This window comes from Paenibacillus sp. FSL R7-0313, assembly GCF_037969885.1.
In the GTDB taxonomy this organism is placed as follows: Bacteria; Bacillota; Bacilli; order Paenibacillales; family Paenibacillaceae; genus Paenibacillus.
This window is the reverse complement of sequence record NZ_CP150219.1, coordinates 4780981-4805081: the sequence shown is the minus strand read 5'-3', so window position 1 is coordinate 4805081 and position 24101 is coordinate 4780981. Positions and strand designations below refer to the sequence as shown.

Here is a 24101-nt window from a genome sequence, read left to right as displayed (position 1 = left end):
GCGCTATCTTGATATATTGAGAAGGCTTAAAGACACAAACAATACTTTAAGGGGGCATTTGCTACATGTTTAGAAAAAAAAACATGATAACAGGTCTGGCCATTTTATTGGCTGTAACGCTGGCAGGTTGCAATAAAGCCAGCCCGGAAGCCTCTTATCCTGACAGTAATGACAACACCCCGGTCACCTTTAAATATTTTACGTTTGGCGGTGGCAAGAAGGACATTCTGGCAAGCAGCACGACCATTGGCAAGAAGCTACAGGAACAAACGGGCGTTGACTGGAAGATGGAATATCTGGTCGGCGACGGTGCAACCAAGGCAGGTGTAATGATTGCGAGTGGGGATTACCCCGACATCATCGACTCCAGTGGTGAAATGGCCAAGTTGATGGATGCAGGATCTTTTATCCCGCTGGATGAACTAATCGATCAATACGGGCCTAACATCAAACGAGTATACGGGCCTTATATGGACAAATTCAGACAGGAAGATGGAAAGATATATTTCTTGCCATACACTGCCAACATTGGTTACGTGTCTGAGCCAAACTTCCAGACCGGCTTTTATATTCAGCGGGCTGTGCTAAAAGAGTTTAACTACCCCAAGATCAAAACGCTGGACGAATATTTTGACTTGATTGAGCAATACAAGCAAAAGCATCCGCAGATCGATGGAAAAGAAACCATCGGCTTCGCCACACTTGCAGGTGAATCGGGCAGCTTCTTCACCCTGCTAAATCCGGCCATGCATCTGGCAGGTTATCCAAACGATGGCAGTGTAATGGTGGATATGCAGAGCCATGAAGCCAAACTGGTAGCCGGATCTGATTATCAGAAACAATGGATTCAGAAGCTGAGCGAGGTTAACGCACAGGGGATGTTTGATCCCGAATCCTTCACAATGAATCAGGATCAGTATCTCGCCAAGTTGACGTCCGGTCGGGTGCTGGGATATTTCAGTTACTCCTGGCAGGTTGGAGACGCAACGAACAATCTCAAGAAGGCTGGTATTGACGATAAACGATACGTATCTCTACCGATCGTATTTGATGACAGTGTCAAAGACCAGTATGTGGACCCGCCAGGTTTTGTAAATAACTACGGTGTGGGAATTACCGTAAATGCCAAAGATCCCGTGCGAATTATTAAATATTTTGATAATTTGCTCAAGGAAGAAAACCAGATTCTGGTTCAATGGGGTGTTGAGAACGAGACGTATAGTGTGAATGATGAGGGCCGCTTTTATTTCAAAAATGATGACCAACGCAAAGCACATGAAGATCCGGAATTAAGTCGCAAGTTTGGCTTTGACTATTTTAATTACAGCTGGCCGCGTTACGGGAATAACTCCGTACTGGAGGATGGCAACGCCTATGGACCAGGCAATCAACCAGAGGTGGCTACCTTTAGTTATACGGATGGTGACAAGCTGTTGTTAGAGAAATACGGTGTGGAGACATTTACACAACTATTCAGCACACCGGATGAGCGTCCTTGGTCTCCTGCTTGGTCCATTGCATTGGAGCAGGGCTCTCCGGAACAGATTTTCATCACCAAAGCAGAAGATCTCCAGAAGAAGTATTTACCCAAAATGATTATGGATTCGCCTTCCACTTTCGAGAACACATGGAATGAATATATGAGTCAATTGAATCAACTCGACAAGAAAACATACGAAGCTACGATAACGCAGGCAGTTAAGGATCGTGTAGCTGGCAAATGGTGAGTGTAATCCATAAGAGAAAACACGGAACGGGGGAATATTCACATGTTAAAACCAAAATTTAGAACAGCGGGTTTAGCTGTATTACTAACAGCTTTGCTGGCTGGGTGCAGTCAGAACAGTTCGTCATCAGCGCCTTCAACCACAGGTGATGATGAGAACAGTCCAGTCACGTTCTCGTATTACATGTTCTCTCCAGGCAAGAAGGATGTTCTGGCAAGCGAAACGACCATCGGTAAAGCGTTGCAAGAGCAGACGGGTGTGGACTGGAAGATGGAATATCTGGTAGGTGATAGTGCTACAAAAGCCGGTGTCATGATTGCCAGTGGAGACTATCCTGATGTCATTAGCTCCAGTGGTGAGATGTCCAAGTTACTGGATGCCGGTGCGTACATTCCGCTGGATGATCTGATTGAGGAATACGGCCCTAATATCAAAAGGGTATATGGACCATACTTCGATAAAATGAAAAATGCCGAAGACGGAAAAATCTATGCGCTGCCTTATACGGCTAATCAGGGTGAGTATTCAGGTAGTCCCAATGTGGGCGGGGGAGCCTTCTGGATTCAGCGCTCTGTGCTCAAAGAGTTCAACTATCCCAAGATCACTACGCTGGATGAATATTTTGACCTGATTCAGGATTACAAGGAAAAATATCCAACAGTTGATGGTGCAGAGACGATCGGATTTGTATCACTTGCGGGCGTGGCCAATAACTTCTTCACTTTGCAAAATCCAGCGATGCATCTCGCCGGTTATCCGAACGATGGCAGTGTCATGGTGGACATGACTACCCATGAAGCGAAAGTCGTCGCCGGAACAGATGCTCAGAAAAAATGGATTCAGAAGTTAAATGAGATCAATGCTCAAGGCATGCTTGATCCGGAATCCTTCACGATGAACAAAGATCAGTATTTGGCCAAGCTGACTTCGGGACGTGTGCTGGGATACTTCAATTATGGCTGGCAAATTGGAGACGCGTCGAAAAACCTGCTCTCGGCAGGCATTGATGAGAAGCGCTACGCTCCACTTCCGATTGTGTTTGATGAAGGGATCAAGGATCAGTATGTGGATCCTCCCGGCTTTGTCAACAACTATGCAACAGGTATCTCGGTGAATGCCAAAGACCCTGTTCGTATCATCAAATATTTTGATAATTTGCTGAAGGAAGAGAATCAGGTTTTGGTGCAATGGGGAATCAAGGACGAAACGTACAGTGTGGATGAAAAGGGCCGATTCTATTATGCAAATGAAGATCAACGCAAGGCTCATGATGATCTGGAGCTCAGCCGTAAATTCGGGTTCACCTACTTTGGGACAGACTGGCCGAAATATGGCGGTGAATCTACACTAACCGATGGTAACGCTTATAGCCCTGGCAACCAGCCGGAAGTGGCCGCTGCATCTTACACCGAGGGAGACAAGAAATTCCTTGAAGCCTACGGTATCCAAACCTTTAGTGAATTATTTAACAAACCGGATGAGCGGCCTTGGTTCCCGGCTTGGTCCATCGCATTGGAGCAAGGATCACCTGAACAGATCTTCACTACCAAATCGGATGATCTGCAACGTAAATACTTACCGGAAATGATCTTGGGAGCACCATCGAATTTTGATAAGCTGTGGGATGCCTACATGGCTGAATTGAACAAATTGGACAAAGCTGGTTATGAAGCGACCATTACCAAAGTTGTGAAGGATCGTGTAGCAGGAAAATGGTAATACGAACACTTTAAAACAAACTGTTACATGCGCAGGAGAAGACGAAAGACAAGAAATCGGTCTTCCCTGCACATGATTAACAGCACAGGAAAGGAGCAGGTTCACCGTGGAGAAACCTAATGTGTCCCTTAACTCGATGCCTCCAGCCTCGAGTCCGAAGGGAACCAGAGCACACTCGTTCTTCAAGCGACTTGTGCAGCAACGAACACTTGCCTGGATGTGTATACCTTTTGTCATCTGGGCTTTTATCTTCAAGTACCTGCCGTTGTGGGGATGGACCATGGCTTTTCAGAATTTCAAACCGGCGAGGTCCTTCTCGGATCAGCAGTGGGTAGGCTGGCAGCATTTTAGTACGTTATTTGAAGACAATACCTTCTACCGGGTGCTGCGCAATACGCTTGTCATGAGTTCCATCAAACTGGTCTTGGGATTTGTGACAGCGATTACACTGGCCCTTTTATTAAATGAGCTGAAAAATGTCATATTTAAACGCTTTGTGCAAACCGTCAGTTATCTGCCTCACTTTATCTCGTGGGTTGTTGCTTCCAGCATTGTATTAACCGTCCTGTCACCAGACGGAATTATCAATCTGCTGCTGATGAAGCTTCACCTGATTGACAGTCCGGTACTATGGATGGGGAAAGGTGAATACTTCTGGGGTATTCTGGGGGCAACCGAGGTGTGGAAGGATGTCGGTTGGAACACTATTATCTATCTGGCAGCAATTACGGCGATTGATCCGGCGCAATATGAGGCTGCCGAGATTGATGGAGCCAGTCGCTTCAAACGGATGTTATATATCACGCTGCCTGGCTTAAAACCGGTTATTGTGATCTTGTTGATCATGAACATGGGAAGTATTCTGGAATCCGGATTTGAACCACAATATCTGCTGGGTAACGGGATGAATATGGACTATTCGGAGAATCTGGACATCTTTGTGCTGAAATATGGATTAGGGATGGGGAACTTTTCCTTGGGTACAGCAGCAGGCATTTTCAAAACTGTGGTCAGCTTCATCTTCCTTTTCTCCGCGAACTATATAGCAAAAAAAATGGGAGAGAGCAGACTATTCTAAAAGGAGGCCTATGCCATGCGAAAAGGAAACACATCCCGCTTGCGGAATAGCAGTACCGGGGATCGAGCATTTGACACCATTAACATGATCTTCATGGTATGTCTGATGATTGTGACGATCTATCCCTTTGTTAATATGATTGCCGTATCCTTCAACAATGCAAATGATGCCATTCGGGGTGGAATATATCTATGGCCCCGTGTATGGACACTGGACAATTACAAATACATTTTTGGCGAATCCGATATCTATCACGCAACGCTGATCTCGGCCCTGCGTACGGTCATTGGAACCGTGGTGTCCGTCTTCTGTACAGCCATGCTGGCGTATACGGTTAGTCGTCAGGAATTTGTGCTTCGCAAGTTTGTTACGATGTTTTTTGTGTTCACCATGTACTTCAGCGGGGGCTTGATCCCCGGTTATCTGCTGATTCGAGACCTTGGATTGATCGGTTCCTTCTGGGTGTATATCATTCCGGGTGTAATCGGTGTGTTCAATATGATTGTCATCCGTTCATTTATTGAAGGTCTTCCTGAAGGCATTCTGGAGTCAGCCCGTATTGACGGGGCAGGGGAGTTCACGACATTTATCCGCGTTGTCCTGCCGCTAACGATTCCCGCGATGGCAACCGTATCACTCTTTGTAGCCGTGGGACAATGGAATTCCTGGTTCGATGTATTCCTGTACAACTCATCCAATAAAGAATTAAGCACGTTGCAATACGAATTAATGAAGATTCTGCAAACTTCAACGACCTCAGCGACTTCATCAGCAAGTGATGCTTATCAATCTGCCGAGAGCAATGCAACAGCGGTCACACCAACCTCGATTCGAGCGACCATGACCATTATTGCGAGTGTTCCTATTCTGATGGTGTATCCGTTCTTGCAGAAATACTTTGTACAGGGCATGACAATTGGTGGCGTGAAGGGATAGTCAAGTATATGACGGATACTGTTCAGCATTAACATGGGGGACAAAAAATCCTTCAACGTAAAGTCTCATCATTTTATAGAATTATGTAAACGCAACAAACTATACCGTATTAGCGTCTATTCATCCATAGAATAACAACAGGAGTGAAACAAATGCATGTAAAATGGATGACGATGATTGGTGCTGTTCTCGGCTCTATGCTTATAGGCGTGGGGACGGCAGCTGCGGAAGAAACGTTTGTTGATTTAAAGCATTCAAAGTGGGCAGAGGATGGCATCATGTATATGGCGAAACGGGGAACAGTGGCTGGATACGGCAATGGGATTTTCAAGCCTGAGGCACTTGTGACACGGGCACAAGCCGTCACTTTTATGGTGCGGGAGCTTTATCCAGATCAGCTTCAAAGAGCAGTGGAAGGCACAACCTATTCGGATGTTCCAACGACACACCCTTTCCATCGAGAAATTATGATAGCTGCTAAAAATGGACTTGCGAGTGGCTTTCCTAACGGAACCTTCCGTCCGGACGCACCGCTTAGCCGCGCAGAGACTGCGGCCTTCCTTACAAGGGCATATTCACTCGAAGAAGGTAAGAATCTCGCAAAATGGACCGATACGGACAAACATTGGGCTGTAGCGCCTATTCTTATTATGAGTTCAAACGGCTTGGTCGGTGGTTATTCGGATGCCACTTTCCGTCCAAATCAAGCTGTCACGCGCGCTGAATATGCCGTATTTATGGCGAGAGTAATTCGCTTCGAACGCGAAGCAGCCATTCGGGCGCAAGATTGGGATAAGCTGATATCCTATATGACGGTAAGCGAGCAAGTGGGTCAGATGCTTATGCCCGATATTAGGCAATGGAATGGTAAAGCGACGACGACCGTTAATGAAGGGCTGAAACGCAGTATCCATGATCAAGATTTGGGCGGGCTTATTCTTTTTGACAAAAATATTGTTGACGCGAGGCAGCTTACAACGTTCACACATGATATAGAAAGAGAAGCAGGTGACATCCCTCTATTTTTTAGTATCGACCAAGAAGGAGGCGTCATTAAGCGAATACCAGGTGGTACGAATCTGCCAGGTCAGATGGCGCTTGGCGCAACTGGAGATGCAATGCTAGCCGAAGCAGCTGGTCAGCTGACAGGAGAGGAACTGAAGGCACTGGGAATTCAGATTAACTTTGCGCCAGTGCTGGACATCAACAGTAATCCAGATAACCCCATCATTGGTATACGTTCGTTTGGCTCAGATGCGGATTTGGTGACACGGCTTGGTCTGGCAACGATAAAAGGGCTACAGCAATCAGGGGTGATGGCGGCAGTGAAGCATTTTCCGGGTCACGGAGATACGCAGGTAGACTCCCATCTCGGAATGCCGGTACTAACGCATAATCGCGAGCGCCTGGATGCTATAGAATTAAAGCCATTTCAGGCTGCAATCAAAAATGGTGTAGAGATGATTATGACCGCGCATATTGCTTTTCCTGCCATAGATAACGAACATGTGACTTCGCTCAAAGACGGTGAACGTGTGCCGATTCCTGCCACCTTATCGAAAAAAGTACTGACAGGACTTCTTCGCGGAGAGCTGGGATATAAAGGTCTCATCATTTCCGATGCCTTCACCATGAATGCCATTGCGGAGCATTTTGGGGAGAATCAATCGGTAGAACGCGCCGTCTCGGCAGGTGTCGATATCATCCTAATGCCAAAAGATTCAGCAGCTGCCCATCAAACGCTGGTGAATGCGGTGAACAATGGAACGATCAAGGATGAAACTATACACGCATCTGTGAAACGAATTCTGGAGATGAAAGCGAAATATGGTTTGTTTGAACGCAGCCAGACTCTTGCGCAAAAGCTAACTCAGCTTAACGGTATTATTGGATCGAAGGAGCATCGAGCGGTGGAACAGAAAATCGCAGAGCGAGCGGTCACCGTACTCAGCAGCCGCGAAGGTGTGCTTCCAGATCAAATCCAGCAAGGCGATCGGGTTGTTATTGTTGCAGCCGAGCAGGATCAGGCGAAACAGCTTGAAAAACAACTGTTACAAGCCGCTAATAATCTGTCGTTAAAGACTGAAATTGCACTTGTTGGACAAGGCAAAATGAATGAAACGCTCCAGGTAATTGGAAAAGCCGACTATGTCATTCTTGCTTCTTACCAATTCCGGAATGTAGCCAGCCAGTTCGGATGGAGCGAGTATCAATCCTTGATCAATGCGATGAACCAGAGTAATCAGCGATATACGCTGTTGTCATTGGGTAACCCTTACGAGATGATCTATCTCCAGAACGTGCGCTCAGGGCTTGCAGTGTATGGAAAGCAGGAGCCAAATACGTCTGCCGGGATCAAAGCTTTGCTTGGTCAATTGAAAGCTGGAGGACAGTTGCCCGTACAAACGGATTAAGGCTCAATCAGTGTAGAGAAAATGAAGAAAAAAAGACGGATCCCAGCATACGGAATCCGTCTTTTTATTTTAAACTAAACGTTGATTTCATCGATCCATCTACCATGCCATCACTCGGATATTTCTTCATTACAAACAAATTGGAGTAGCATCTTCACAAATTGCTCCGTCATCCGCATATCCAGTGCATTATCATGAGCAGCACGAATCGTTACCATGCGCTGGAGCATGGCCATCATCGTTGTGAAGATAAACTGAGCAAGATCGAGCGGAGGGGACGGATTCTTGATACTGCCGTCAACAACGCCTTGGGATAAAGCGCCCATCAGGAAATGATTTTCTTTCCCATTCTGGTTGAATCGATCGTATGTTTCTCTTAATTCAGGACTAAAATCATACATCTCATAGTTGATATCAAATAATTGAATAAACCGGATGTAGTCTGGATGATCCTGGGCATAAACAACCCATGCATTCAACATCACCGTGAGTTGTTCTCGTCCGTTCATGTCCTTCACTGATGCACGGCTAACCTCATCCGTTAAATGTTCAATCAGTTGCATCTGAATAGCTAAAAGAAGCTCATCCATAGACTGAAAATGTTTATAAAATGTCACTCTACTAAGTTTAGCTTTGGTGCATACATCTTTAATCTTTACTTGGAGCAATCCATATTTCAAAAAAAGCTCCTTACCTGCTGCTATCAAATCATCACGATGTTTATTTCCCAATTGTTGATGCCAGTTTTCATTCACTTATATACCGTTGTCCTTTCTTCGAACGAAATGCGTTCAAGGTAAGTCCGAGAGAAGCGAGAAGCATAATTGCACCAAAAATATACGGGAAGTTTATGTTTTTGTCAAACAATAGTCCTGCAATCAGCGGGCCAATCACCGTTCCGAGACTGGAAAATGTCGTATTCAGACCCGATGCATAGCCTTGTCGATCTCCAGCATGGTTGGATATTAACGTGCTGAGCGAAGGTCGCAAAAATGAATTAAAGGCAAAGAATAACGCAGAAGCGAATAACAGAAAGACAAGGTTGACCTTAATTAACATTAACAACAAAGCTATGGGTGTGATGATTAAGGAGAGACGGATCAGCTTAACTTCACCAATTCTCTGTACAAACCAATCCAAAAGCCAGATTTGCACAACGATACCGATAATTGCGCCCAAGGTAATAATGATGGAGATCGTTGCAGCGTTGAATCCGTATTTTTGTTCTGCAAAAAGAGCGAATACGGTCTCATAACTCATGAGGCCAAAGGTCATAACAAGCAGCACAATCAAGTATTTAAAATACGGTACTTTAAATGAACTCCAGATTTTCTTACCCAAGTGATCTCCCTTTTGAAGTCGGATGGAGCCAGTTCTTTTTTCCGGGGGAAGTGTCTCAGGCAATAGTAGCGTCATCAATGCCGCAATCAGTCCCAGACCAGCCGCAAAGAAATAGGGCATCCGAATACCCATCTCGGCGATGAGACCACCCAGACCAGGTCCGAGAACCATTCCCAAATTCATAGCTGCGCCGAAATAGCCCATGCCTTTCGCACGAGTCTCCGGTGTTGTAATATCAGCGACATAAGCAAGGTTCGCAGGAACCATCAAACCGAGACTGATTCCACCGATAAATCGTGCGACATAGAGGAACGGCAATGCTGTCGACAACGCAAATATGATATCTGAAACAACGGACAGAAACATACCCGCCATGATCAACTTTTTGCGTCCAAATCGATCGGACAATTGTCCTCCCAGAGGTGAAAAGAAGAATTGAGCGGCACCAAATGCCGCTACGAGAAATCCTGCGACAGTGCCTCCCGCATGAAAAAGCTTCAAATACTCCGGCAATATGGGGATGAGCATCCCTTGCCCCAATAAAGCGATAAACAGATTTAACATCAGAATGAACAGTGGAAAGCGAATTGCTTTTGGTAATGTACTCATGCTTGTCATAAGCTCCTTCATTAACATTGTGTTAACCTTTACAGTATGTAAACCATTTTAAATGATTCGAAGGAGATATGTAAATGTAAATCTTTTTTAGGTGAGTAGAGCTATAATTGAATTCATATGGAGGTGGGAACGCGTGAAATTAGAGGAATTATTTACGGTACATGTGAACATTGAGAGATCATTTGATTTACAGAATAGTGAAGGTAATTCAGTTGTCATGATTACTTTTACAGGCAGTGTAACCGGAAAGTACTTTGAGGGAATGGTGCTGGATGGAGGAGTGGATACTCAGATTATCGGGAAGAATGGTGACCCGCATACGCTTTCGGCAAGATACATGCTTCAAGGAACAGATCACACAGGGCACAGTTGCAAAATTTATATCGAAAACAACGGAAACATCGATAAAACGATGAACACTGCTTTATTTCGGACTTCTCCCAAAATGATAACGGATAGCAAAGCTTTATCTTTTTTGAACAGTGAAACGTTGGTTGGAGAAGGTTATCCGACGGAGTCAGGAGTAGATATAAAAATATATAGGACACATTGATAACTAACACGGAACAGAGGAAAACTGTTTTAATCGTGTGCCGCGGAAAAAATCACATTGTTATGAAGAGATAGAGTCGCGAAATGAGCGGCTCTTTTCGTCGTTATGCACGTTTACGTCCATATTTACATGTATTCTTTTACAATCAATTAACAAAGCATGGATACGGCGCAGACACTTCTCACCTATAGTATGATGAGCGAAAATAAACCAATATCAGGCGGATTAAGGAGAAGACTAATCAATATGATGATCAAAAAAATCGGGATTTCAGTCGTATCACTCACCATGCTAACGTTTGTGAGTATGTTTGACGTATATGGTGCAGGTTCCAAACGCATGATCGAAGTTGCTGAACAATCGGCTAATGTGGTCGTGAACGTACAAAAGGTGGAAGGTGAATCATTTCTCTACAATGGGGTCACTTATGTACCGGCAAGAGCGATTGGGGAAGCTCTGGGACAAGAGGTAGACTGGGATAACAATACCCAATCGGTATTTGTTGGAGCAAAAAGTAACGATCAACTTGGATACCGCGGTACCAAAACGCCATACCCTTTTAAGGAAACAAGTTATACAAAAGCTCCTAATGGATATGAACCCGTATTTATTAACTACATAGGTAGACACGGTTCCAGACATCTATCCGGTGCCAAGTACGACAAGACGCTCTTTGAACTACTCGACATCGCTGAGAAGGATGGGCAGGCTACCAATCTGGGCAAAGAGCTGAAGAAGGAAATTGGCAAACTGATGAAGGTTGAAAAAGACCATTATGGCTTGTTATCCACTACGGGTGGAGAAGAACTGAAAGGAATAGGGGCCAGAGTTGGACAGAACTTCAAAGAACTATTTACATCGGATAAAAAAGTGATTGCTCAGGCGACCTTCAAAGATCGAACGCCACAGAGCAGAGATCAGTTTATTGACGGGTTAAAGGAAAGCTTGGGAGATAACAAGATAGACATTCTGGCTTCAGCCTTTGAAGAAGGGAAAGACCCCTATCTGCGGCCCTACGACTTGGCTACGAAGTATAACGAGTACGTTGAAGATGGAGACTGGGTTAAGTTATACGAGAATTATGTCACACAGAGTACTGGAACACGTTATGCAAAAGAGGTCCTTTTGCAATTTTTCTCTGAAGACTTTTATCAGAGATTGAATTCTGGAGAGTTCGAGCTGAAGGATGAGAAAGGAAAAGTGAAGCTCAGCAACCCAACCGAAGCATCTTCTAATTTGTACGAACTGTACATTATATCTTCGAATATTAAAGGAGAAGGTGACTTCGAATTCGGGCGGTATTTTACGACCAATCAGTTAAAGTGGTACGAGAGCGTTGACAATATTAATGACTTTTATGAAAAAGGTCCATCTTTAACGTCAACGGATCTGCCGCAGAATATCATTGCACCTCTAGTCAAAGAATTGATCGTGTCTACCGAACAGTCCATTCAGCAGAAAGACACGGCTGGTATATTTCGTTTTGCTCACGCAGAAACCATCATTCCACTATCTTCATTCCTGGATATCGCCGGAGCTAATGTGAGTATCGACAAACCACAAGATGTGACCCAAAACTGGAATGGCTCGGTTATCTCACCGATGGGAGCAAATATCCAATGGATTCTGTATTCCAATGGTAAGGATGTTCTCGTGAAAATGCTTAGAAATGAAGAAGAGATCGCCTTCCCGATCGAAACAAAGAATTATCCGTACTATAAGTGGGAAGATGTGAAGACATATTACCAAAACAAACTGCAGAATGTAGGCGTAGAGCTGGATAGCAGCTTGGAAGATAACATCGAGCTTTTACAGAAAAAATTCTAGTTCGTAAATATACAAATGTTGATGAACATGAAGAAAGCAACTCCCAAACGGGGCTGCTTTCTTTTTTTAATTGGAACGAAAGGCATAACGAAAAAAAATCCAAAACAAAATGTGACCAAATGCCGTCCGTAAGAGTGTTAGAGGTATAAAGGAGGGCATAACAACCATGCAGCGATCAGTACCCCAGCTGGGCGATCATGTGATGAAAGTCTACGAGACATATGCGGATACGCTGTTCCGAATTGCCATGGTGCACCTCGGCAGACGGGAAGACGCGGAGGAAGCCACTCAGGATACCTTCATCAAACTAATAGAAAAAGCCCCTACATTCAACGATGCAGAGCATCAGAAAGCATGGTTGATTCGGGTCATCACCAATCATTGCAAATCCTTATTAGGCAGAGGCTGGCGCAAACGGGAGGTCAAGCTGGAGGGTGTCGATGCTCTTAGGACGGACAACCCGGAAGATCACGCGCTGATCGAACTCGTGCTGTCACTGCCCCTCAAGTATAGATCGGTGGTTCATCTGTATTATTACGAAGATTATGCAATCCGAGAAATCAGCGAGATCCTGGAGATTAGCGAATCAGCAGTGAAAATGAGATTAAAACGAGGAAGACAGCTGTTAAAACTGGAGCTGGAAGGAGAGGAACTGTAATGAACGAAGAACAATTCAAACAAAACTACAAGAAAGCGGTGGATCATATGAAAACAAACGAACAAATGAAAAAGCGGGTAGAGCAAGCTTTGAACACGCAACATCAGGGGCCAAAACGTCAACACAAACCATTATACATTGCAGCAAGTGTTGTTATCGCTGCCAGCATTGGATTGGCTGCGCCGAGTGTATGGCAGCAATTCAATGGACCAGACGCACCAACTCCTCAGGTGGCAGAGGTGACTCCAGGCGCGTCGTTTGATCCGATTGTGATTCCGAAGATGGAGCTGCCGGATTCACAGGGGAAAGGCGCGATGGCAGATATGATGCAACTGGTTGTATATGGAGGGAACATCTATACACAGTCTCCAACATTGCTTGAAGGTGCAAATGCACTCGACCTGCGTGGCGAGAAGCTTGGCACAACAACTGGCGGCATCGATGAGCTGAGTGGTCAGGATAAATACACAGAGCTTGCTTCCAACATTGGCGAAGCAGACATCTATGCGGTGAATGGCTACGATAAGGACTTCCGCATCATGTCTTACACCGAGATCGATGGTCAAGTGTATGCACAACTATTCGACAAGAACAACGGGATCACCATTGGTACGGGTGCCGACCTGATCGGTAAGCTGCATCTCGAAGGTAACGTTGCCTCGGCACAATGGGAGACGTTTGATAGCTGGAACAACGGAAAGCAGCAGTTTCAGCCGTTAGCAGCGGATGAATCACTGGAAAGTTTCATCTCTGCGTTATCTGCTGCCAAACCAATTGCAACGAGTCCGGAATTGGAAGAGAACCTCTACGGCAAAGAAGATCGCAAGATGATCTATCTCACCTTGGAAGATAAAACACAGGTTCCACTGGTTCTGTTTGGTGAAGGTCTGGTGCGTTACGGTAATGTTCCGGCATTTCTCGAAGTTGAGAAAGGTGCGTTCCAATCTTTCTGGAACAGCTTGGGCGAGTAAGGCGAAGGAATCGATACGGATGCATGAAGAAGAGCGAACAGGGCACGAAAGTGCTTTGTTCGCTCTTTGGATTATCGGTGGAGTCGTTTAATTAAAATTTTTGTAATAAACCAAATGATCGGTCCACTCATCATTTTCGTGTATGAAACCTTTACGTACACATTCAAACTCCATACCAACGCTTTCAGCTAACTTCACAGAAGGGGTATTATCCAAATTGATATGGGCTTCTATACGGTGGAATTTCAAATGTTCGAATGCAATATGAAGAGCCTCATTCACAGCTTCTTTGCCATAACCTTTTCGCCAATACTGATTATGGATCGTATATCCAAAGCTTCCCCATTGAAAATCATCTCTCGCCAAGGTTGCAATATCAACCATACCCAGATGTGTGCCATCTTCCTTTCTAAAGACACCAAATACATAAACGGTATCTGTACGCGCTAACTCCTGGTGCCGATCCACCAGATCATGAAACCAATCCAGTGTACATTCACTCATATCCATTTTCCCTTTATCATGGCGGTGCTGGGAGGGCAAGCGGTTTTCAAATTCATTCAACCAATTCTCATAATCGTCTTTCTGTAATGGTCTGATTATTAATCGTTCTGTCTCTGAAATATGATCAAATTTTTCAGCTTTTAATTTCAAAACGACATCTCCTCTGGATTGAATTTATGCTCATGGCATAGCACTGAAATAGTCCATAACCACGCTGCGAAACTCTAAAGCGGCTTTGGAAATATATCTGTTTTTGTGCGAAAGTAGAGCAATTTCCCGAACAAGTCTGTGTTCATCTACCTGAAGATATCTAATGCGCTCATGCGGGTTTCTGGCTGTGCTAGGTATAAAAGCAAGACCGATCTCCGCTTCAACAAGGGCTGTTAATCTTGCAGGTTCGTCACCTTCATATACATATTTCGGTAGGAAACCAACGGATTGACATATGGAATCCACCATATCACGAACACCATAGCCTTGTTTTACCCCAACAAACGATTCGTCCTTAAGCTCGGCTAGTTGAATGCTGCTTCGTTCTGCATATCGATGATCCATAGGAACAGCAACTACGATCGGGTCGTCATATAGTATCTGACATTCAATATCTTCACCTTCAATCGGAGGGGAGGAGAGACAAAAGTCCACCTCGCCTCGATGTAGAAGTCTGGACATGTTCTCTAACGAAACCATTTGCACATGGAACTGAATGTCCGGTTGATTTTTGCGAAATTCTCGTAGTATACCTGGCAAAGTACTGGCCGTAGTCACCGCCAATTGCAATGTACCCTGATCTTTGTTGGAGAGGTCGCCTATTTCCCGTTGTCCCTGTTCCAATTCAAATAAGGCTTTTTCAGTTCGGCGAAGAAATGTTCTTCCAAAATCGTTTAGTCGCAGCTTTCTCCCGATTCGATCAAATAAAGGAACTCCCAGGTCTTCCTCTAATCGTTGTATCGTTTTGCTCAGAGAGGATTGCGTAACATGCAGCTTTCCCGCAGCTTCCGTAACATGTTCGCATCGGGCCACCGTCAGGAAATATTTTAGTTGAAGAAGCTCCATATGCAACATCCCTTCATTCCTTCAAGTTCATCAAATCATAACATACAATGCGTTGGAATAAATGAATACTTTCTAGTAAGATGACAGCAGAAGAAGGAGTGATGCACCGATGAATGTTCGAAATAAAGGATTGATGTTAGCTGTTGGACTCGGAATTATGTTGAATCCGTTGAATTCCTCCATGATTTCGGTGGCAATCTCCAGGCTACAACAAGTGTACCAACTTGGTTTTACAGCCGTTTCGTGGATCATTTTATCATTTTACATTGCCAGTGCTGTTGCTCAACCCGTCATGGGCAAGTGTAGTGATTTGTTTGGCCGCAGGAAGATCTTCCTCATGGGTCTTGTTATTGTTTTTGTATCGTCCATGCTAGCTCCGTGGTCTCCCAGTTTTACGTGGCTCATCGTATTCCGGATCGTTCAATCGATTGGCACAAGCATGATGGTAGCCGTCGGAATGGCGATTGTCAGAATTAACGTGACTGAAAAACAAGCCTCCGCCTTGTCCACCTTGGCGATATTCCTTTCTGGAGCGGCTGCAATTGGACCTTTTATTGGTGGAGTTTTGATTCATTGGTGGGACTGGCACAGCATATTCTTCGTTAATATTCCGTTTGTCTTGGCAAGCTTTTGGTTCGCCCGGAAAACAATCCCGAAGGACGAGCAATCTTCCTCTATCCCTGGGCACATGGCCATTCGGCAATGGCTTGCGTTAGTTGATGCACCAGGTATTCTGATGTTTACGGTAGCCTTGGTAGCTCTGCTCATCGGTTTACTTTCAGTAAATTCCACAGGAGATATTTCAACATGGCATCTGCTGACAGGAGGGATCGGGTTAATCACACTTGTCATGTTCATCCGACATGAATTAAAAGCAGCCACGCCTTTCATCCCACTGCGAACGTTTGCCACATATCCCGAGATGACTTGGGTGAATGTGCAATACATGCTGGTAAACATCCTGTTTTACGCACTTTTTTTTGGAGTTCCTACGTATTTGAAACAGGTACGTCATCTCAACGAAGTTCATACAGGAATGAGCATGCTAGCTTTGGGGTTATGTTCAGTCATTATTGCTCCGATCGCAGGGCGCTGGATTGACAGATCGGGATCACGGCCAGCTTTAATCGTATCCGCTTGGTTAATGACCATTGGCTCTGTATTCATCGTTTTCATGAATGAAACTTCTCCAATCTTTGCTGTCATTGTTGCCTTAGCTTTATTTGGCATAAGTAACGGTCTAAACGCGGTTGGCATGCAAGCTGCTCTGTTCAAAAGCACACCCAAAGAAATGATAGGTGTTTCATCGGGGATTTTTAATACATCCCGCTACCTGGGGACCATCATATCATCGTTATTGATTGGTATTGTTATGGGAGATACATTCAATGTGACAGGATTTCAGATGCTTGGAATCATCCTTACGGTATTAGCTGCATCACTGATCATCATGAGCGTACGTCGCGAGGCAGATGCGGTGATTCCAGAGCAAGTAAGCAAGTAAATAAAATAGTGAATCCACCTTGCAATACCACGTTTACACCCAATGAATCAATAGCTCCATTGGGTGTATTTTTTGTTTTTCACCAAGTTGTCAGAAAGAGTTGATCCTTTCTTGAACGTTTAGGGTAGAAGACGTGACTTTGATTGAATTAGGTAAAAATAAAGATATAATAATTTTGATTATTAGGTCTCGCATAGCATTTTCTATGCATTTAATATCAGGAATCAACAGGAGTAATCGCAAAGTACATGTGGCAAGATATCGTTGTAGTGTACTTTGTGAAATTTTTCTCTTATCCTAAACACACGAATTACAGGAACGTCCTAAACTGATATTAAATGCAACCAGTGAGTAGCAGACCTGATCATAAGCAAGAGTTTATCACTACTAAAAATCAACAGAGTTTGAAAGGAGGCAACATAAAGAATGGCTATTGATACGGTGTTATGGAGCAGGCTGGTGACTGGTTTGACACTCGGATTCCATGTTATTTTTGCAACGCTTGGTGTCGGTGTACCTTTGATGATTGCTATTGCAGAGTTCATCGGCATTCGGAAGAAAGATCACCATTACATACTTATGGCAAAGAGGTGGTCCAGAGGATTTGTCATATCTGTGGCAGTTGGTGTGGTGACAGGTACAGCGATATCGCTGCAATTGGCCTTGGTGTGGCCGAATTTTATGAAATTGGCCGGAAATGTTATTGCACTGCCACTATTTATGGAAGTATTCGCATTCTTTTTTGAAGCGATATTCCTGGGCATCTACTTGTACACATGGGATCGGTTCAAAAATCCGTATATTCACTGGATGCTGACTATACCGGTTGTTGCCGGGGCAGGCATGTCTGCTGTTTTTATTACAACAGTGAACGGATTCATGAACCAGCCTGAAGGCTTTGTCATGGAAGCAGGTCAATTCTTGGCAGTGAATCCTGTACAAGCGATGCTGAATACGGCAACGTTCTCCAAAGTATTTCATGTATTAAGCTCGGCTTATCTGACAGGAGCTGCTTTGTTAGCAGGAATAGCAGCCTTTGCGATGCTGAGAAAAGGGGTGTCGGCCTATCACAAAAAAGGCTTGAACCTCATGATGGCGGTTGTGCTGGTCTTCAGTTTATTAAATTCCTTAGCTGGAGATGTATCTGCCAAGTTTTTGGCTGAGCATCAGCCGGAGAAGCTCGCAGCTGCCGAGTGGCATTTCGAGACAGAAAGCGGAGCGGATTTGATTTTATTAGGATGGCTGAATGCTGAACATGAAATTATAGGCGCACTTCATTTGCCCAAAGTGCTCAGCTTCCTTGCTTTTGGAGACTTTAACGCCGAGGTAACCGGGCTGAACGAATTTCCACCAGATGAACATCCACCATTACTTGTGCATTATTTGTTTGATCTAATGGCTGGAATAGGTTTTGCTCTACTCGCTATATCAAGTTTGTACTTCGTGTTTGTGTTTTGGAAGAAACGTAATCAGTTTAACAAGTGGATGCTTCGTATGGTTGCACTCAGTGCACCGCTCGCTTTTCTGGCTGTTGAGATGGGCTGGTTTTATGCAGAGATCGGGCGGCAGCCATGGATCATCCGAGGTTATATGCGAGTGGAAGAGGCCGCTACTTCTTCACCAAGTGTAAGAATTTTATTTTTCGTGTTCTTGCTTCTATACATCGTGCTCGGCGTTATGTGTGTCGTCGTACTGAGACGGTTGTTCAATAACAATCCTGCTGAACTCGAGATGGAGAAATGGTTGAAGGAGAAGCATGATCAATCAGCCAAGAAAGGGGATCAGGCCTGATGAGTTATGAATTGATTGGTATATCCGTACTCTGGCTGTTCTTGTACGGCTATCTTATTGTAGCTTCTATTGATTTTGGAGCAGGTTTCTTCGCCTTTTATGCACGCCTGACAAAGCAGGATCACCTGATTAATCGTCTGATCTCCCGTTATCTATCACCGGTCTGGGAGATCACCAATGTATTTTTTGTCTTTTTCTATATTGGCATCGTTGGATTTTTCCCGGATACCGCTTACTATTATGGCTCCGCGCTGCTTGTTCCGGGAAGTATAGCCGTCATTTTACTTGCTATTCGTGGGTCGTTCTATGCTTTCGAAAATTATGGTTCCAAAAAAAGTATCGTGTATTTGTTCTTATATGGAGCCACAGGGTTGCTAATTCCAGCGTCATTGTCAGTGGCACTGACCCTGTCTGAAGGTGGCTTTATTTTGAAGCAGGGGGATACCGTTTCCCTGGATTACTGGGCACTATTTACGAATCCATTATCGTGGAGCATCGTTGGTCTAGCCATCGTGTCCGTATTGTTCATTAGCGGATCATTTCTCACATTTTACGCTTCTCGGGCAGAGGACCATTCGGCATTGAAGCTGATGCGGAACTATGCTTTGTTCTGGAGCACACCGACCATTATTCTCGCGCTGACTGCATTTATATATTTGGGTCAACACAATGAGCGTCATTTTCAAAATATGATGGATTTATGGTGGCTGCTGGCGCTTTCCGTTGCGTTTTTCATGATTGCCATGTGGCTGTTATATAACGGACGGCGTTACGGATTGGCTTTTATATGCATCATGCTGCAATTTCTTACAGCCTTTTTTGCTTACGGGATTGGGCAATATCCTTATATTCTTGATCCATTCATCACCATTCAGAGCAGCGCCACACCGCCAGCGATGGGTTTTGCACTAGTCGTTGTGTTTATCGGGGGGCTGTGCCTGTTAATTCCTTCTCTTATTCTGGTCTTCAAACTGTTCCTGTTTGATGCGGATTATGTGAAAGGGAAAAAATAAAGGAGGAGCGTTCAATGAAGAGGAGAGCCAAATCCAATCTGATCTCGCAGCAAATGTCTTTACAACGAAAAAACAGGCTTCTCCTTGCGATCATATCGCTGGCGCTTGGTGTAGCTATAATAAGTCAGGCCACCTTGGTGGCTGAAGCAGTCCAGCGAATCTTTGTAGAGAAAGCTTCCTTTTCATCCGTGGTTCTGTTACTGGGCCTATTGCTGGCTGTCATGGCTGTACGTGCACTATTGTCGTATGGAAACGGGAAAGTGGGCTTGCATATGGCAGCACGCGCCAAGACGAATATGCGAGCATCTGTATTGCAGAAGCTGACCCGCGCTTCCATGCCTTCAACCCTGAGTGGACAGACGGGAGGAAAGGTCAGTGTTGCTTTGGATGCTGTGGATGAAGCCGACAGTTATTTCAGTCAGTACATGCCGCGTATGATGGAAGCCGCGATGATCCCGATTCTGATTCTGGTTGTTACATTTACGCAGCACGCCAACACAGGCTGGATTATGCTGTTTACGGCACCGTTTATCCCGCTGTTCATGATCTTGGTTGGGCTCCAAACGAAAAACAAATCAGAAGAAAAATACGCGCAACTTGCCGAGTTTTCCGGTACGTTTCTGGATTCGCTTCAAGGGCTTGTTACGTTAAAAATATTCGGACGGGCTAAACGTCAACAGCAGGAGATTGAACGCAGCAGTCTGGGATATCGTGATGCCACCATGGGCATTTTGAAAATTGCATTTACAAATACGTTTATGCTGGAATCGATCGTGATGTTAAGCATTGGTATTGTTGCGCTTGAACTGGCTATCCAGTTACTCGTTTTCAAATCGATGAGCTTCCACACGGCCTTTCTTGTGTTGTTACTCGTTCCTGAGTTTTACAGTCTGTTGAAGAATACAGGAACGGCTTTTCACAGCGGGCGAACCAGTATCGGGGCCATTCGCAAGGTGGAACAGATGCTTGAGGAAACAAGTATCAAGAGCACACAAACGGAGCCTGAAGATGGATCGGATCAAAGCGAATTAACCGATATCGATGCAATTGCAAAGACGGAAGAGCTTCGTACAGCTCGTGCCAAGTTGATCACTATGCCACCAACCATTGAACTGAACGATGTTCGATTCCAATACACAGCTGATTCCTTTGGACTTGAGACAGGACAGATCTCGATTGGACCGGGAGAACAGATTGCTATTGTAGGCAAAAGTGGATCAGGTAAAACCACGCTGCTCCATCTCATTGCTGGTTTGCTGAAACCAGATTCGGGAGCAGTTCTGGTTAACGGAAGCCAGCTTTTGCAACATGATGAGGCTGCATGGTTCGAACGTGTTAGCTACATTACACAGCATCCGTATATTTTTGCAGGTACATTTGCCGAAAATATCGCGATTGGCGCGGGTCGGAACGTCTCCAGAGTTGAAATTGAGCAGGCAGCAGAGGAAGCAGGACTTGCTGGCGTTGTTGCACAATTGGAGCAGGGACTGGATACGTTTGTTGGTGAAGGTGGCCGGGGGTTGTCTGGTGGGGAAAAGCAAAGACTTGCCTTGGCACGTGCTTTTCTGAAGCGACCAGCTGTCATTTTGTTCGATGAACCCACAGTAGGGCTGGATCTACACACCGAGCGGGTATTACAACAATCCATTGCGGCATTAGCCAAAACGGCAACGATGATTACGGTGGCGCACCGTTTATATACAATTCAACATGCAGACAACATTTTGTTTATGGACAATGGGGTATTGGTGGATTCAGGACATCATGAAGCGCTTCTGGCGCGCCTGCCTCAATATGCGGAGATGGTGGATGTACAACGGAAAGGAGGGTTAGCATGAATGAGCTGACGATTCTGTCAAAAGCGATGATTCAGGAGCGCAAGGATATTCTGCTTTCGATATTGGGCGGATTTATCGCCGGCATAGCAGGTGTAGCTCTCTTTTCCGCGAGTGGTTATATGATATCGCAAACGGTATTTGCGCCACCGCTGTACACCTTAATTGTACTCACCTCCATGGTCAAACTGCTTGGTTTCCTTCGAGCGGCGAGCCGCTACGGAGAACGATTGTATTCGCACAGGGCAACATTCTCCATGCTGAGTCGCTTGCGGACGTCCTTTTTTGCCAAACTGATCCCGGTAACGCCAGGTATATTGAACAAAAACCGAAGCGGGGATCTGCTTGCGCGGATCGTGGGTGATGTGGAAAGCTTGCAAAATTACTTTTTGCGGGTCGCGTATCCACCCATCATGGTCGTTATGGTGTTTTTGGCTACCATGCTGTTCACTTCGGCCTTTTCGATCTGGATTGCGTTTTTATTAGTACTAGGTATGCTGATTACGGCATTTGTTGTACCAGGTATTGTCTTGTTAGGTCAGCGAAAAATACACGGACGTGTCCGACAGCAACGGGCCTTGCTGTCCACGGAAGTGACCGAAGTGTTGTATGGTTTCAGGGATTTGAAAGTATACGGCCAATTGGAACAGCGTGAGCTACAGCTTCAGCAGGCTTCCGCTGCATTGGCAACGGAACAGAAACAAGCCGCTTCGCACCTGTTGCGCGGGCAATCTATGCACGTTTTTGTGACGTATCTTGTTACATGGGGAGTGTTGGCACTCAGCGCCTTCTTAATTGTGAATGGAGCGTTTGCCGGTGTATTCCTCGCCATGTTGATCCTGGCCACGCAGACCGTGTTCGAAGAAGCTGCGGCAATGGCTATATTGCCTCTATATAAGCAGGACAGCGAACACGCCGCTCAGCGACTGGCGGAAACGGTGCCAACCTCCGATGTACAATCTGTACAGCCAAGCGGTGAAGTTTCAGCCGATCAGGCGGTTTCGATTGACCTATCCGGTGTTAACTTCCAATATGAAGGGGAATGGAGACCGGCGCTGAGGGAGCTATCCCTGCAACTTGCAGCAGGCTCCAAAACAGCGATTGTCGGGCCGAGCGGGTCAGGCAAGTCAACGATTATCGATTTGTTACTCAAGCTGCGCGCACCAACGTCTGGCGATATACGATTAAACGATGTTTCGGTGAAGGAACTGAATGAAGAGAGCATTTGGCAAGGGACGAATGTCGTGTTGCAGCAAAGTCATTTCTTCCGGGGAACCATCCGGGACAACCTGTTGCTGAATGGAGAAGAACATTCGGATGAACAACTGTCGGCTGTGCTGGATCAAGTACAACTGCCGAATAAGTTGTTGAGCGATTTGGTTTATGAAAAAGGGGAGAACCTGTCGGATGGTGAGAAACAGCGGCTGGCTCTGGCACGAGCCATGCTGCGTAAAGGACGGTTATGGCTGCTGGACGAACCGACGTCCTCACTGGATTACGTTACAGAACAACGTGTGTTGCAGCATCTTCTTGCACAGGCCTCCGAAGATACACTTCTCCTGATCTGCCATCGGCTGACGGGATTGGAAGAGATGGATCGGATTGTGGTCATGGACCAAGGCAAGATTGTGGAATCGGGTTCTTATTCCGAGCTAATGGAGCAAAAAGGCTATTTTTATGAAATGAAACAAATTGAACGACAAATGATTGGAGACGCCGGGGCGTGAGAATCTAGTCTATTGAGTAGACGATACTGTCGGTTTTCGTTAATGAAGAAAATCTCAACAAATCAATTTTTATAAATTCAACTAAACCCCAGAGGATGCAGTGCATATACTCCTTGGGGTTTGTTTTGATATAATAGTTTATTTATGTCTATAAAGGAGATGGATGATGGGAAAATATAAGTGGGATATTGTTTTTTATTTGGCCGTATTTTTATTTGTTGTGTACCTGAAGATGAATGACCAATCTCTGTTTTGGATACTTGGAGTCGTTCTCACCGCTACTCTGATCATGTTTACCATTCGTATTTTTTATCCTCTGGGTTGGGAAACACGCATGGACCGCGTCGAGGCTTTTCTACGCAGGCAGGAGAATACCCCAAAACTTTATATCTATTACGCTCTTGCAAACAGACTTGATGATGAATTGGAACACACAATAGAGCGCATCAGAAATGAGGACACGAATAAAAGGACACAAGCAGTATATAATGCAGCTTACGGCTCCTATCGCAACGACTTGGTAGCTGTTCGTACGGCGGTGCAGAATATGCGTAGATCGGATTATCGTACATATTATGAAACGTATTTGCTTATGGAAGAAGGAAGAAGTGAGCAGGCGAGGGAACACTTGAAATCCATTAACAAGGTCTGGATGAGATCTTCGCTTCTTGCAGCGATTGAACTAAAAGCGGGACAACGCGAAACTGCGATTCAGCTATTACAGGAAGCAATGCATGCTGTCAGAGGTGTCCATCGTTATATGATATTTAAGGAATCAGAGAGATACTAACGGTGAACAAAAATCTTTCTTGGCATATAGTACAATTGA

The 24101-nt window shown here is 45.1% G+C and carries 19 protein-coding genes; 15 read left to right on the top strand and 4 right to left on the bottom strand.

Annotated elements, in window-relative coordinates:
• Window positions 1-65 precede the first annotated feature (65 nt).
• The 5 genes from NSQ38_RS20845 to NSQ38_RS20825 all read left to right on the top strand — a co-directional run bounded on the left by NSQ38_RS20845 (window position 66) and on the right by NSQ38_RS20825 (window position 7874).
• Window positions 66-1727 (top strand): ABC transporter substrate-binding protein, encoded by a 1662-nt coding sequence (locus NSQ38_RS20845; protein WP_339783896.1) that lies wholly within the window; start codon window positions 66-68, stop codon window positions 1725-1727.
• Between the two features lie 42 nt (window positions 1728-1769).
• Window positions 1770-3446: an ABC transporter substrate-binding protein gene (locus tag NSQ38_RS20840; RefSeq protein ID WP_339783895.1), complete on the top strand. Its 1677-nt coding sequence runs from the start codon at window positions 1770-1772 to the stop codon at window positions 3444-3446.
• 136 nt (window positions 3447-3582) lie between these two features.
• Window positions 3583-4524, top strand: coding sequence for an ABC transporter permease subunit (locus NSQ38_RS20835; protein ID WP_047844314.1), 942 nt, complete (start codon window positions 3583-3585; stop codon window positions 4522-4524).
• A gap of 15 nt (window positions 4525-4539) precedes the next feature.
• Complete coding sequence (locus NSQ38_RS20830; protein WP_215077816.1) at window positions 4540-5460, top strand: carbohydrate ABC transporter permease; 921 nt, start codon at window positions 4540-4542, stop codon at window positions 5458-5460.
• 152 nt (window positions 5461-5612) lie between these two features.
• Complete coding sequence (locus NSQ38_RS20825; RefSeq protein ID WP_339783894.1) at window positions 5613-7874, top strand: glycoside hydrolase family 3 N-terminal domain-containing protein; 2262 nt, start codon at window positions 5613-5615, stop codon at window positions 7872-7874.
• 110 nt (window positions 7875-7984) lie between these two features.
• Here NSQ38_RS20825 and NSQ38_RS20820 read toward each other — a convergent pair whose 3' ends face one another.
• Together NSQ38_RS20820 and NSQ38_RS20815 are read right to left on the bottom strand one after the other, a co-directional pair.
• Complete coding sequence (locus NSQ38_RS20820; RefSeq protein WP_253435710.1) at window positions 7985-8629, bottom strand: TetR/AcrR family transcriptional regulator; 645 nt, start codon at window positions 8627-8629, stop codon at window positions 7985-7987.
• Window positions 8622-9824, bottom strand: coding sequence for an MFS transporter (locus tag NSQ38_RS20815; RefSeq protein WP_253435712.1), 1203 nt, complete (start codon window positions 9822-9824; stop codon window positions 8622-8624). The genes NSQ38_RS20820 and NSQ38_RS20815 overlap by 8 nt, the downstream gene beginning before the upstream one ends.
• A gap of 142 nt (window positions 9825-9966) precedes the next feature.
• On the opposite strand from NSQ38_RS20815, the gene NSQ38_RS20810 reads away from it, so the two are divergent.
• The 4 genes from NSQ38_RS20810 (at window position 9967) to NSQ38_RS20795 (ending at window position 13842) form a co-directional block, all read left to right on the top strand.
• The gene (locus NSQ38_RS20810) at window positions 9967-10386 is read left to right on the top strand and encodes a DUF3237 family protein (RefSeq protein WP_339783893.1); all 420 of its coding nucleotides are present in this window, start codon (window positions 9967-9969) and stop codon (window positions 10384-10386) included.
• 246 nt (window positions 10387-10632) lie between these two features.
• Window positions 10633-12213, top strand: coding sequence for a histidine-type phosphatase (locus tag NSQ38_RS20805; RefSeq protein ID WP_339783892.1), 1581 nt, complete (start codon window positions 10633-10635; stop codon window positions 12211-12213).
• Between the two features lie 166 nt (window positions 12214-12379).
• Complete coding sequence (locus NSQ38_RS20800; RefSeq protein ID WP_339783891.1) at window positions 12380-12871, top strand: sigma-70 family RNA polymerase sigma factor; 492 nt, start codon at window positions 12380-12382, stop codon at window positions 12869-12871.
• Window positions 12871-13842, top strand: coding sequence for a hypothetical protein (locus NSQ38_RS20795; RefSeq protein WP_339783890.1), 972 nt, complete (start codon window positions 12871-12873; stop codon window positions 13840-13842). The genes NSQ38_RS20800 and NSQ38_RS20795 overlap by 1 nt, the downstream gene beginning before the upstream one ends.
• Before the next feature lie 87 nt (window positions 13843-13929).
• Here NSQ38_RS20795 and NSQ38_RS20790 read toward each other — a convergent pair whose 3' ends face one another.
• Complete coding sequence (locus NSQ38_RS20790; RefSeq protein ID WP_339783889.1) at window positions 13930-14496, bottom strand: GNAT family N-acetyltransferase; 567 nt, start codon at window positions 14494-14496, stop codon at window positions 13930-13932.
• 30 nt (window positions 14497-14526) lie between these two features.
• Window positions 14527-15402: a LysR family transcriptional regulator gene (locus NSQ38_RS20785; protein ID WP_339783888.1), complete on the bottom strand. Its 876-nt coding sequence runs from the start codon at window positions 15400-15402 to the stop codon at window positions 14527-14529.
• Window positions 15403-15511: 109 nt separating this feature from the next.
• On the opposite strand from NSQ38_RS20785, the gene NSQ38_RS20780 reads away from it, so the two are divergent.
• The 6 genes from NSQ38_RS20780 to NSQ38_RS20755 all read left to right on the top strand — a co-directional run bounded on the left by NSQ38_RS20780 (window position 15512) and on the right by NSQ38_RS20755 (window position 24062).
• Window positions 15512-16906, top strand: coding sequence for an MFS transporter (locus NSQ38_RS20780; RefSeq protein ID WP_339783887.1), 1395 nt, complete (start codon window positions 15512-15514; stop codon window positions 16904-16906).
• Window positions 16907-17332: 426 nt separating this feature from the next.
• Window positions 17333-18697 carry a cytochrome ubiquinol oxidase subunit I gene (locus NSQ38_RS20775; protein ID WP_339783886.1) on the top strand — a complete coding sequence of 455 codons (1365 nt, stop codon included), beginning with the start codon at window positions 17333-17335 and terminating at the stop codon, window positions 18695-18697.
• Entirely contained in the window at window positions 18697-19710 is a 1014-nt protein-coding gene (locus NSQ38_RS20770) for a cytochrome d ubiquinol oxidase subunit II (protein WP_174806461.1), read from the top strand. Before NSQ38_RS20775 ends, NSQ38_RS20770 begins: the two co-directional genes overlap by 1 nt.
• Before the next feature lie 14 nt (window positions 19711-19724).
• Entirely contained in the window at window positions 19725-21548 is a 1824-nt protein-coding gene (cydD, locus tag NSQ38_RS20765) for a thiol reductant ABC exporter subunit CydD (protein ID WP_339783885.1), read from the top strand.
• On the top strand, window positions 21545-23272 hold the full coding sequence (gene cydC, locus NSQ38_RS20760; RefSeq protein ID WP_339783884.1) for a thiol reductant ABC exporter subunit CydC: 1728 nt from the start codon (window positions 21545-21547) through the stop codon (window positions 23270-23272). Before cydD ends, cydC begins: the two co-directional genes overlap by 4 nt.
• 163 nt (window positions 23273-23435) lie before the next feature.
• Window positions 23436-24062, top strand: coding sequence for a hypothetical protein (locus tag NSQ38_RS20755; protein WP_339783883.1), 627 nt, complete (start codon window positions 23436-23438; stop codon window positions 24060-24062).
• Window positions 24063-24101: the final 39 nt, after the last annotated feature.

What these genes read in the sequence shown, in the direction of transcription:
- NSQ38_RS20755 (WP_339783883.1), top strand. Translation starts at nt 23,436, where the DNA reads ATGATGGGAAAATATAAGTGGGATATTGTTTTTTATTTGGCCGTATTT.
- NSQ38_RS20800 (WP_339783891.1), top strand. Translation starts at nt 12,380, where the DNA reads ATGCAGCGATCAGTACCCCAGCTGGGCGATCATGTGATGAAAGTCTAC.
- NSQ38_RS20825 (WP_339783894.1), top strand. Translation starts at nt 5,613, where the DNA reads ATGCATGTAAAATGGATGACGATGATTGGTGCTGTTCTCGGCTCTATG.
- NSQ38_RS20775 (WP_339783886.1), top strand. Translation starts at nt 17,333, where the DNA reads ATGGCTATTGATACGGTGTTATGGAGCAGGCTGGTGACTGGTTTGACA.
- NSQ38_RS20815 (WP_253435712.1), bottom strand. Translation starts at nt 9,824, where the DNA reads ATGAGTACATTACCAAAAGCAATTCGCTTTCCACTGTTCATTCTGATG.
- NSQ38_RS20780 (WP_339783887.1), top strand. Translation starts at nt 15,512, where the DNA reads ATGAATGTTCGAAATAAAGGATTGATGTTAGCTGTTGGACTCGGAATT.
- cydC (WP_339783884.1), top strand. Translation starts at nt 21,545, where the DNA reads ATGAATGAGCTGACGATTCTGTCAAAAGCGATGATTCAGGAGCGCAAG.
- cydD (WP_339783885.1), top strand. Translation starts at nt 19,725, where the DNA reads ATGAAGAGGAGAGCCAAATCCAATCTGATCTCGCAGCAAATGTCTTTA.
- NSQ38_RS20785 (WP_339783888.1), bottom strand. Translation starts at nt 15,402, where the DNA reads ATGGAGCTTCTTCAACTAAAATATTTCCTGACGGTGGCCCGATGCGAA.
- NSQ38_RS20795 (WP_339783890.1), top strand. Translation starts at nt 12,871, where the DNA reads ATGAACGAAGAACAATTCAAACAAAACTACAAGAAAGCGGTGGATCAT.
- NSQ38_RS20840 (WP_339783895.1), top strand. Translation starts at nt 1,770, where the DNA reads ATGTTAAAACCAAAATTTAGAACAGCGGGTTTAGCTGTATTACTAACA.
- NSQ38_RS20805 (WP_339783892.1), top strand. Translation starts at nt 10,633, where the DNA reads ATGATGATCAAAAAAATCGGGATTTCAGTCGTATCACTCACCATGCTA.
- NSQ38_RS20770 (WP_174806461.1), top strand. Translation starts at nt 18,697, where the DNA reads ATGAGTTATGAATTGATTGGTATATCCGTACTCTGGCTGTTCTTGTAC.
- NSQ38_RS20830 (WP_215077816.1), top strand. Translation starts at nt 4,540, where the DNA reads ATGCGAAAAGGAAACACATCCCGCTTGCGGAATAGCAGTACCGGGGAT.
- NSQ38_RS20845 (WP_339783896.1), top strand. Translation starts at nt 66, where the DNA reads ATGTTTAGAAAAAAAAACATGATAACAGGTCTGGCCATTTTATTGGCT.
- NSQ38_RS20835 (WP_047844314.1), top strand. Translation starts at nt 3,583, where the DNA reads ATGCCTCCAGCCTCGAGTCCGAAGGGAACCAGAGCACACTCGTTCTTC.